At 70.5% G+C, this 9130-nt stretch carries 12 protein-coding genes; 6 read left to right on the top strand and 6 right to left on the bottom strand.

The genetic code is table 11. From position 1 onward, the window contains the following. Positions 1 to 352: 352 nt before the first annotated feature. Entirely contained in the window at positions 353 to 601 is a 249-nt protein-coding gene (locus FJ091_21680; protein ID MBM4385965.1) for a hypothetical protein, read from the top strand. 121 nt (positions 602 to 722) lie between these two features. Here FJ091_21680 and FJ091_21675 read toward each other — a convergent pair whose 3' ends face one another. Continuing rightward, on the bottom strand, positions 723 to 1397 hold the full coding sequence (locus FJ091_21675) for a class I SAM-dependent methyltransferase (protein ID MBM4385964.1): 675 nt from the start codon (positions 1395 to 1397) through the stop codon (positions 723 to 725). Between the two features lie 248 nt (positions 1398 to 1645). On the opposite strand from FJ091_21675, the gene FJ091_21670 reads away from it, so the two are divergent. Together FJ091_21670 and FJ091_21665 are read left to right on the top strand one after the other, a co-directional pair. Beyond that, a complete protein-coding gene (locus tag FJ091_21670; protein MBM4385963.1) occupies positions 1646 to 1927 on the top strand; it encodes a hypothetical protein in 282 nt (93 codons plus the stop codon). Continuing rightward, entirely contained in the window at positions 1927 to 2691 is a 765-nt protein-coding gene (locus FJ091_21665; GenBank protein ID MBM4385962.1) for a hypothetical protein, read from the top strand. Before FJ091_21670 ends, FJ091_21665 begins: the two co-directional genes overlap by 1 nt. A gap of 79 nt (positions 2692 to 2770) precedes the next feature. Here FJ091_21665 and FJ091_21660 read toward each other — a convergent pair whose 3' ends face one another. Genes FJ091_21660 through FJ091_21645 form a run of 4 tightly spaced genes read right to left on the bottom strand, consistent with a single transcriptional unit; the run spans position 2771 to position 5297 of the window. After that, positions 2771 to 3400: a hypothetical protein gene (locus FJ091_21660; protein ID MBM4385961.1), complete on the bottom strand. Its 630-nt coding sequence runs from the start codon at positions 3398 to 3400 to the stop codon at positions 2771 to 2773. Further along, the gene (locus FJ091_21655; protein MBM4385960.1) at positions 3397 to 4041 is read right to left on the bottom strand and encodes a hypothetical protein; all 645 of its coding nucleotides are present in this window, start codon (positions 4039 to 4041) and stop codon (positions 3397 to 3399) included. Before FJ091_21655 ends, FJ091_21660 begins: the two co-directional genes overlap by 4 nt. Positions 4042 to 4098: 57 nt before the next feature. Then, a complete protein-coding gene (locus FJ091_21650) occupies positions 4099 to 4683 on the bottom strand; it encodes a hypothetical protein (protein ID MBM4385959.1) in 585 nt (194 codons plus the stop codon). After that, positions 4680 to 5297 (bottom strand): hypothetical protein, encoded by a 618-nt coding sequence (locus FJ091_21645; protein MBM4385958.1) that lies wholly within the window; start codon positions 5295 to 5297, stop codon positions 4680 to 4682. Before FJ091_21645 ends, FJ091_21650 begins: the two co-directional genes overlap by 4 nt. Before the next feature lie 58 nt (positions 5298 to 5355). Between FJ091_21645 and FJ091_21640 the strand changes: the two genes are divergently transcribed. The 3 genes from FJ091_21640 to FJ091_21630 all read left to right on the top strand — a co-directional run bounded on the left by FJ091_21640 (position 5356) and on the right by FJ091_21630 (position 8782). Continuing rightward, positions 5356 to 5700, top strand: coding sequence for a DUF4499 domain-containing protein (locus tag FJ091_21640; protein MBM4385957.1), 345 nt, complete (start codon positions 5356 to 5358; stop codon positions 5698 to 5700). Continuing rightward, the gene (locus FJ091_21635; GenBank protein ID MBM4385956.1) at positions 5693 to 6133 is read left to right on the top strand and encodes a nitroreductase family deazaflavin-dependent oxidoreductase; all 441 of its coding nucleotides are present in this window, start codon (positions 5693 to 5695) and stop codon (positions 6131 to 6133) included. The genes FJ091_21640 and FJ091_21635 overlap by 8 nt, the downstream gene beginning before the upstream one ends. A gap of 87 nt (positions 6134 to 6220) precedes the next feature. Further along, the gene (locus FJ091_21630; GenBank protein ID MBM4385955.1) at positions 6221 to 8782 is read left to right on the top strand and encodes a TonB-dependent receptor; all 2562 of its coding nucleotides are present in this window, start codon (positions 6221 to 6223) and stop codon (positions 8780 to 8782) included. A 7-nt stretch (positions 8783 to 8789) separates the two neighbouring features. Here FJ091_21630 and FJ091_21625 read toward each other — a convergent pair whose 3' ends face one another. Continuing rightward, positions 8790 to 9014: a hypothetical protein gene (locus FJ091_21625; protein ID MBM4385954.1), complete on the bottom strand. Its 225-nt coding sequence runs from the start codon at positions 9012 to 9014 to the stop codon at positions 8790 to 8792. Between the last annotated feature and the right edge of the window lie 116 nt (positions 9015 to 9130).

Genomic DNA, 9130 nt, shown 5'->3' with positions numbered 1-9130 from the left:
CGCTTCGCGACCTCGGGCACCGGGACGCGATCCGCCTCGCGCAGGATCTTCACCATCTGCTCTTCGCTGAACCGGCTCTTCTTCACGGGGGGCTTCCTTTCGTCGGAAGCCATTCTCCCAGGAATCAACTGGACCGAGAAACCTGGATCAGGTCAAGATCGCTGACACGCCCGCCGTATTGACCGGCGTGCAACGGATCGTGGGGATAGGAAGAACAAGCGCGATTTCCCGCTGCGTCGCGAACGAACGTTATGACAAATCCAGCACCGCCGGACCGTTTCGTCGCCTATCGGCGGGCCGATCCGGGTGCGGCGACGGGAGCGCGCGCCGCGCGGGGCTGTCGCTCGCGGTGGTGCTCGAGTCGGCGACGCTCGGCGCCGCGGGCTCGATCCTCGGACTGCTCGTGTTCGCAGGGCTCGCCGGCATCGCTCGCGAGATCGTGCGCAGGCAGACCGGCGTCGCTCTCGATCCGTGGGTGTGGCATCCCGTGTTCGCGTACGCGCCGCTCGGCGCGACTGCGCTGGCTTCGGTGGCCGGCGCGATTCCCGCCGTGTTGCTCTATCGAACCGACGTCGCGACTCAGCTCGCCATCACGGAGTGAGCGACTCCGGTAGGGCTTCCGGTAGAGAGGCGCACCGTCGTCATTCGATGATCGCGCCGACATCGTGGAACGACGCGATGCGAGTCGCTGCGCTTTCTCGCAAGCCGTCTGCGTGCGCTGACTATCTGCGCGCCGCCCAGCTTCCGTAGATCGTCGCGCCGAACAGCTTGTGCACGTCGACGAAGCCGGCGTCGCGCAGGAATCCAACGATTACTTCCTCGCGGCGCAGGCGCGGATCGACGCCGAGTTGGGCCAGCAGGTACTCGATGGCGGCTTCTTCCAAGCCCGCGCGCCGAGCTTGGTTTTCCCAGGCGGCGCGCATCAGCCGCTCGTCTTGGCCCGCGGCGAGGTGGATGTCCGCGCTGTACAGCCACGCGCCGGGCGCGAGCAGCGCCGCGAGCGCGCGGAAGAACGCAGCCGCGGCGCCATCGTCCGTGACGTGTTGTGAGACGAGCACCGAGGTCGCGCCGGCGAAACGCTCGCGCGTCTCAAAGGCCGCGAGCGTCTCGCCCCGCAGCGTGACACGCGCTGCGATGCCGGCGTCCGCAACGCGTCGCTCGCACACGGCGCGCATCGCCTCCGCCGGCTCGAGACATACGAAACGCGCCGTCGGATGCGCCTGCGCGAGTCGCAGCAGCTCTTCGCCGGTGCCGCTGCCCACCACGAGCACCGACGCACCTTCCGGCAAGTCGCGCAGCGCGCTGCAGCACAGTCGGTAGAGACCGTCGCGCCCCGGGATCGCGGCCTCGGCCCGCCGCGCGTAGTTCGCGGCCCACTCGTCGTCGTACGCAGCCACGCTGGCGTCCCTCTGCCTACGGTGCCCCGCACTGCCTTCGGGTTCCACCTCTCTCGCGACGCGCTCGCGGTTCGGCTAAGCGCGCGCGAGGGCGTACATCCTCTGTTGCCCGCCGAGCACGCGTTGCACGTCAGCGCCGGCGTCGCGCGACGAGCGCGCGCTTCACCCCTGGCACACGAGCTGCACAAGCGTCGGGCCGACGCAGGCGTGCATCTCCGCGCGCCCGCAAGCCGCGGAGCCCTCCGATGATGCTCGACCGTAACAACATGCAGCTCGACACCGGCGCGTGGCGCTTCCAAGTCTGGGTCGCCTTTGCGCTCGCACTCGCCACGACGACGTGGGGCATCTGGTTCGTGCCCGCGGATCCGTGGGTGAAGGGCTTCCTGATGCTCGGGCTCTATTTCACGGTCTCATCGTGCTTCACGCTCGCGAAGACGATCCGCGACGAGCACGAGAGCAAGAGAATCTTCAACAAGATCGGCGAGGCGAAAGCCGTGCAGATGCTGCGCCAATACGGGGAGGAGGAGTGATGCTGTTCGAGCGCATTCGCCGGCTCGCGGGCGCGATCGCCGGCAACGCCGTCACCGAGCTCGAGGCCGCGCACCCCGTCGCCGTACTCGACGCCGAGCGCACGCGCCTGCGCCTTCAAGTAGCGCGTTACAACCGCGGCCTCGCCGCACACGCCGCGATCGGAGAGCGGCTGCGTCGGCGCGAGGCGCAGCTCCAGCGTGAAGAGCGCGAGCTCACCACGCGCATCGAGCGGCGCCTCGCGGCGAACGATCGCGCGCGCGCCGCCGAGGGGGCGCTGCGACTCGAGGAGGTGCGCGCCGAGCGAGCGCGCGCCGCCGAGCAGCTCGCTCGCAGCGAGTCGACTTATCAGGAGCTGGTGCGCTCGCGCAACGCTGCGGTCGAGGTGGCGCGCACGCGCATCGAGGCGATGAAGCGCAGCATCGGCGAGACGCAGGCACAGCGTGCGCTCGCGGAGCTGTGCGAGCTCGCGGCCGATCTGCACGGCTCGATCGGCGTGAGCGAAGGCACGCTCGAGCGCGTGCACGAGCGGCTCGAGGAAGAGCGCGAGCTGGCGCTCGGCCGCGCTCGCGTAGCGCGCGACATTCTCGAGACCGAGCGCGACGACACCGCTGAGGAAGACCGTCGTGCGAGCGCGGAGGACGCGCTGCGCCGCTTCGAGGCAGAGCGCGCAGGCGCGCACGCTGCGAGCGCGGAGCCTGAGTCTACGGCTAGCACTGACGCCGCGGCGTCTAGCAGCGCGGACGGCGCAGAGGAGACACGCTGAGCGTGCTGCGGCGCTTCGAACTCGCGCTGCTCACGCTCGCGTGCCTAACGATCGGGCGGGACGGCTGAGCGCGCGGCGCTCAGTTCTCCGGGGGGCCGGCTGCGACCGCGGGGAGATTCGGGTTCTCGCGCGCGAGCTTCTCGGCCGCGACGCGCAGCTCGTCGAGCCCCTTCGCGATGTACTTCGGCGACATCGTCTGCACGATGCGTGTCGGCAGGTTGCCGCCCGGCTCGTAACGCATCTCGAGCACGGCGCTGGCGCCCTCGGGCGCCGCCGTCACGCGCCAGCTGCCTTCGTCCACGCCCACCTGCACCGCGCCTTCGCGCGGCGTCACCTGCTGCTCGGCGAGCTTGTACTGGCGCTCGACGCCTCCGTCCGCGAGCGGCGCGTCCTTCACCTCGATCGTGCTCTGGCGATCCTCGAACGGCCAGCCGGTCTTCTGCACGTTGACGATGCGGCCGTCGGCCAAGCGATCGCTCGCGATCAGGAGCGACGAGCTCGCGCCGAGCCGTGCGGGATCGGTGAGCACCGCGGCGACGAATGCCGGCGCAACGCTCCACGCGCACTCGCCGCGGAACGTCGGCACGTTCTGCGCGTCGACGCTCACCAGCTTCACGGTGCAGCCAGGCACTTTGGCCTCGTTCGCCACCGCGCCGAGCGCGCCGAACGCCACCGCCCCTAACAAGATCCCGCGCGCCGCTGCTCTCATCGTGCTGCTCCGTTGCTGCCGTGTTCCCCAGGCGTGGGTGGCGCTGAAGCCACCGCCGGTGTCGCGGCGCGCGCCGCGAGCTTCTCCGCCGCGGTGCGCAGCTCGTCCAGCGAGCGCGCGATGGCCGGCGCCTGGAACTTGCGCACGATCCAGGGCGAGAGGTTTCCGCCCGCGTCGTGGCGCATCTCGAAGCGAACATGCGTGCCGCCGCCCGGCGCCGGCGCGATCTCCCAAGTGCCCTCGTCCACGCGCACCTGCACGCGACCGGCCGCGAGCGGCGCCTGCCGCGGCGACATCCAGTAGCGCGGGCGGAAGCCGCCATCCGGCAGGTCCTCGCGCGCGCCCTCGAGCGTCACTTGGCGATCGGCGACCGCGAAGTGCGTGTAGGTGCTGATCCTGCGGCCGTCGCCGAGGTCCTGGCCTTCGCCGAGGTTCGAGTTGGTCTCTCGCATCAGCTCGTCGTCGCTGAACGCACGAGCCACGAACTCGAACGGCACGGACCAACGGCACTCGGAGGAGAAAGTGCCCACGCCTTCGCCGTCGACGGCGGTGCGCCGCACGCTGCAGCCCGGAGAGCTCGCTTCGTTTCCGAGGGCAGCGGGGGCGACGACGAACAGCAGCGCAGTGATTAGGAAGCGCATGAGGGGGCGCTCACCCTATCACGGCGCGCCCACTGTTTGGACGGCCCTGCGGACCCGTCAGCGCGCGGCGCGGGCGTCGCGTTCTGCCGCGGCGCGAATCTCCGTCAGCGATTCCTCGAGACTCGACCGCACGGTGCGCTGCACCACGCCCACCGGCAGATTGCCCCCGGCGTCGTAGCTCGTCTCGTGGCGCACGAGCGTTCCGCCATCGCCGTCGCCGCGAATCTCCCAGCGACCGTCGTCGCGCTTCGACTGCACGCGGCCGCGCGTGAGCGGGGCCTGCTCAGGGGCGAGCGAGTAGGTGACCAAGAGTCCGCCACCTTCGAGCGGAGTTCGCTCGAGACTCAGCGTGCTCTGGCGATCGCCGATGGGCCAGCCGGGCGAGTGCACGTTCACGACGCGGCCGTCGGGGAGCGGCGTGCTCTCGCTGAGCGATGTCGAAAATTCGGCGATGCGCTGGGCGCTGCCGAGAATCGCCGAGACGAAGCGCGGCGCGACGGGCCAGCGGCACTCGGCTGCGTACGTGGCGATGCCGGCGGCGTCCGTGCGCGCGACGGAGATCGCGCAGCCCGTGTCTTTCGCGTGCGCAGCGGCCACGGTCGTCCATGCGGCGAACGCGATGAAAGCGGCGGCTCGTCTCATCGAGCCGATTCTGGCGGCTCCGCCGCCGCGAGCGCGACTCGCTGCGCGCTCGCCTCCGCCGCGGCACGGATCTCGGCGAGCGAGCGCGCGATGCCCGCGCGCTGGAAGCGGCGCACGAGCCACGGCTTCAGATTCCCGCCGGCGTCGTAGCGAGAGGTGTAGGAGACGCGCGCTCCACCAGCGCCATCGGAAAGCACGAGCCAGCGCCCTTCGTCCTCGCGGATGGATGTGCGGTGCGGCGGGAGTGGCACCTGCTCGGCGGCGCTTCGATACGAGATGCGCATGCCGCCGTCTGCCAGCGGAAACTCGCGCCAATCGAGCGTCACTTGGCGATCCTCGAACGGGAACCCCGGCTGATGCACCTGCACCACGCGGCCGTCCGGGAGGCGCCACCCTTCGCCCAGCGAGGAGAGCGCGCTCGCGAGCGTCGCGTGGTCGCGCAGCGTGGCGAGTACGTCGCGCGGCGAGAGCGGCCACGCGCACTCGGCGCTGACCGTCGCGACGCCGCGCGCGTCGACGTGCTCGGTGCGGGCGCGACAACTGGCGTCCGCAGCCGCGAGCGCCGGCAGCGCAGCGACCGAGAACGCGAGAGCGATCTGCACGAGAGTTGCCACGCGCAGCGCATCGGCAGAAGGCGCGCAGAGTTGAGCGCGCGCGTACGATTCGCCCGCGATGGACCCCTTCGACCGCATCGAGCGCCCGCACGCCGCCTGGTGGATCGCGATTCTCGCGGGCATGGCGGCGACCGGCGCGCTCGCGATCTCCGCGACTTGTTACGGCTGGTTCGCCGAGAACGTCGCGGGCTGGCTTCCGCGCTGGGCGATCGGCGCGATCTTCGCGTGGGCGTGCTGGCTGCACGTGAAGAAGGGGCTGCGCGCCGTGCAGCTCGCCGAGCGGGCCGGCATGCGCGAGAGCGCGCTCGCTTGGGGCTGGCAGACGTTCCTGCTCGGCTTCGCGTCGCTGGGCCTGCTCGAGCGGCTCATCGCGGCCAAACAAGCGCAGCCTCCGCATGCCTAACGTCCGCTGGCTGCTCGCACTGATCACGGCGCTGCATCGCTGGATCTACCGCGCGACGAGCGGAGTCATCGGGCACCGCATCCCGATTCTCGACTGGCGCTCGCTGCTGCTCACGCACACGGGCCGCAAGAGCGGGCGCCTCTACACGATCCCGCTGCTCTACGTCCCCGACGGCGAGCGCTTCGTGGTGGTGGGCTCGAACGCCGGCGACGCGAAACCGCCGGAGTGGTGGCTCAACCTTCAGGCGCGGCCCGAGGCGCGCGTGCAGGCGGGAGCGCTCGAGCTGGCCGTGCGCGCGAGACTCGCGGCAGGGGAGGAGCGCGCGCGGCTGTGGGCGGCGCTCGTCGCCAACTACCGCGACTACGCACGCTACGAGCGGAAGACGCGGGGCAGTCGCGAGCTGCCCGTAGTGGTGGTCGAACCGCGCGCGTGAGCGGCACGGCTGAAGTCGCCGCGGCTCCGTACTCCAATCGTCGCGCGTGCTCCTCTAGGCTCGCAGCGTTCGCATTTCGGAGGATCCATGACGCTTGTTGCATCGCTCCTCGCGCTCCTCGTCTTGGCAGTGCCGATGGGGGCGCACGCCCTTCCCAGCGGGGCTGATCACTCCGATTGGGTCGCGGGCTTTCGGCATCCGCTGCTCGGCTGGGACCACCTGCTCGCGATGCTCGCGCTCGGCGTATGGGCGGCGCAGCAACGGGCTCGCTCGCGCCTCGTGATCCCGCTCGCGTTCGGCGCCGCACTTCTCGGCGGCGGCGCGCTCGGTGCACAGACCGGAGCGCTGGCGCTGACTGAGCTCGCGATCGGCGGCTCGGTTCTCGCGCTCGGTCTCTTCGCCGGGGCGCGGGTGCAGCTCGCTCCGCTCGTCGCGGCCGCAGTCGCGGCGTCGTTCGGGCTCGCGCACGGAATTGCGCACGGCGCGGAGCAGCCGAGCGCGGCGAGCGCGCTCGCCTTCGGCGCCGGGATGCTCGCGGCGTCGCTCGCGCTGCACGGCATCGGCTGGCTCGCGTGGCGCATCGTCGGCCCGGCGCTCGCTGCGACGGTCGCGGCGTCGAGCGCGAGCGCGCAGGAAGCGGCGCCGAGCGCTACGCCGCGCAAGCTCGACGTCGAGGAGATCGTCGTCACAGGCCGCGCACAGAGCCTGGTCGGCGTCGCGGAGTCGGCGTCGCAAGGCACGGTCGGCGCCGAGCAGCTCGACCTGCGCCCGACGCTGCGCGTTGGCGAAGTGCTCGAGACGGTGCCGGGCCTGATCGTCACGCAGCACGCGGGCGGCGGAAAAGCCAATCAGTACTTCCTGCGCGGCTTCAACCTCGACCACGGCACCGACTTCGCGACGAGCGTCGACGGCGTGCCGGTGAACCTGCGCTCGCACGGTCACGGCCAAGGTTGGACCGACCTGAATCTCGTGATCCCCGAGCTGATCGCGCGCGTGAACTATCGCAAGGGCGTGTACTACGCCGACGTCGGCGACTTCAGCTCCGCCGGAGCTGCCGACCTTCAGCTCGTCGACTCGCTCGAGCACACGCTCGTGCAGGTCGAAGGCGGGCGCTTCGGTCACGCCAGGGCAGTCGTCACGACCGGCGCCGAGCTCGCGGGCGGGGACTTCGTCGCGGGCTTCGAGTACGCACACAACGAGGGCCCATGGAAGCGCGGCGACGACTTCGACAAAGGCGTGGGGATGCTGCGCTACGGGCGAGGCGACGAAGACGCGGGCTGGAGCGTGACCGCGCTCGGCTATCACGGCGCGTGGGACTCGAGCGACCAGATCGCGGTGAGCGCGAAGCCGCTGGTCGGCCGCTTCGGTGCGCTCGACGACTCCACGGGCGGCGACTCGCAGCGCTACCAGCTGAGCGCGGAGATCCACCGTGCGGGCGACGACACGTCGACGCGCGTGATGGCCTACGCGTTCTATTACGACCTCGACCTGTTCTCGAACTTCACGTACTTCGCGAACGACGCCGCCCTCGGCGATCAGTTCGAGCAAACCGACGAGCGCTGGACCTTCGGTGCGAGCGCGCGTCACAGCCGACTCGCGCAGCTCGGCCGCTTCGAGGCAAAGCTCAGCGGCGGCGTCGAGATCCGCAGCGACCAGATCGACAACGGGCTCTTCAACACCTCGCGACGCCAGCGGGTCGCGAAGGCGGGAGGCCTGCCCGCGATCGTGCGCAGCGACGACATCGCGGAAACGAGCGTGTCGGGGTTCGCCGAAGGCGAGCTGCACTGGAGCGACACGTTCCGCTCGGTGCTCGGCGTGCGCGCGGACTGGTTTCACTGCGACGTGCGCGATCGGCTCGGCCTCAACTCCGGCGAGCGCAGCGACGCGATCGTGAGCCCGAAGCTCACGCTGATCGCTGGCCCGTGGGACGGCACCGAGCTCTACGCGCAGGCGGGCCTCGGCTACCACAGCAACGACGCGCGCGGCGTGAACACGCGCATCGATCCGCTCACGCTCGTGGGCGTGAAGCGCGCCGACCCGCTCGTGCGGACCGCGGGCGCCGAGGTAGGCGTGCGCACCGCGTTCCTGCCGGGCCTACACAGCACGGTGTCGGCGTGGTGGCTCGACCTCGACTCGGAGCTCGTGTTCGTGGGCGACGCCGGCACCACCGAGGCCGGCCGCCCGAGCCGCCGCTACGGCCTCGAGCTCGCCAACTACTGGAACGCGACCGACTGGCTCACGCTCGACGCCGACGTTTCGTGGTCGCGCACGCGCTTCCGCGACGATGCGCCCGAGGGCAATCACGTGCCGGGCTCGATCGAGACCGTGGTCGCCGCGGGCGCGACGATCGAGGACTGGCGCGGCTTCTTCGCGAGCGTGCGCCTGCGCTACTTCGGTCCGCGCCCGCTGATCGAAGACGACAGCGCGCGCTCCGATGCAACGCTGCTGGTGAGCGCGCAGGCGGGCTACCGCTGGAACGAGCGCTGGACCCTCACGCTCGACGCGTTCAACCTGCTCGATCGCGAGGACAGCGACATCGACTACTTCTACGAGTCGCGCATTTCACCGACTGCGCCGCTCAGCGAAGAACGCCACTTCCATCGCGTGGAGCCGATTTCGGCGCGGCTGACGCTGAGCGCGCAGTTCTAGGGCCTCTTCAGTCCTCGCGCTTCGCTCGCTGCTCGACGAGATGCGCGTAGGTGCCTGCCTTCATCGAGATGAACACGGCGCTGCACTCGGCGCACAGCCGTTCGCCGGCGTGGAGCTCTCCCGTCACGAAGATCTTGCGCCCCTCGATGCGCTCGATCTTCGCGGTGAACACCACTGGGGTGTGCAGCGGCGTGGGCGTGCGGTAGACGACGTTCAGCGTGGCGCGATTCACGCCCGAAATTCGGCTCGCAATCGACGATCGCCGAGTCGGAGGTCCACGAACCCGTCGTCGTCCGAGATCGCGACTTCTTCACATCAAAGCCCCCTCTTCGATGAGTGCATTCGGGA

This window comes from Deltaproteobacteria bacterium (assembly GCA_016875395.1).
In the GTDB taxonomy this organism is placed as follows: domain Bacteria; phylum Myxococcota_A; class UBA9160; order UBA9160; family UBA6930; genus VGRF01.
Note: the sequence above shows the minus strand (reverse complement) of the source record. Positions and strands in the feature narration are given on the sequence as shown.

Bases quoted from the DNA above. Each gene is read 5' to 3' on its own strand.
- FJ091_21655 (MBM4385960.1), bottom strand. From the start codon at position 4,041: ATGCGCTTCCTAATCACTGCGCTGCTGTTCGTCGTCGCCCCCGCTGCC.
- FJ091_21650 (MBM4385959.1), bottom strand. From the start codon at position 4,683: ATGAGACGAGCCGCCGCTTTCATCGCGTTCGCCGCATGGACGACCGTG.
- FJ091_21670 (MBM4385963.1), top strand. From the start codon at position 1,646: ATGCTCGACCGTAACAACATGCAGCTCGACACCGGCGCGTGGCGCTTC.
- FJ091_21630 (MBM4385955.1), top strand. From the start codon at position 6,221: ATGACGCTTGTTGCATCGCTCCTCGCGCTCCTCGTCTTGGCAGTGCCG.
- FJ091_21640 (MBM4385957.1), top strand. From the start codon at position 5,356: ATGGACCCCTTCGACCGCATCGAGCGCCCGCACGCCGCCTGGTGGATC.
- FJ091_21665 (MBM4385962.1), top strand. From the start codon at position 1,927: ATGCTGTTCGAGCGCATTCGCCGGCTCGCGGGCGCGATCGCCGGCAAC.
- FJ091_21660 (MBM4385961.1), bottom strand. From the start codon at position 3,400: ATGAGAGCAGCGGCGCGCGGGATCTTGTTAGGGGCGGTGGCGTTCGGC.
- FJ091_21635 (MBM4385956.1), top strand. From the start codon at position 5,693: ATGCCTAACGTCCGCTGGCTGCTCGCACTGATCACGGCGCTGCATCGC.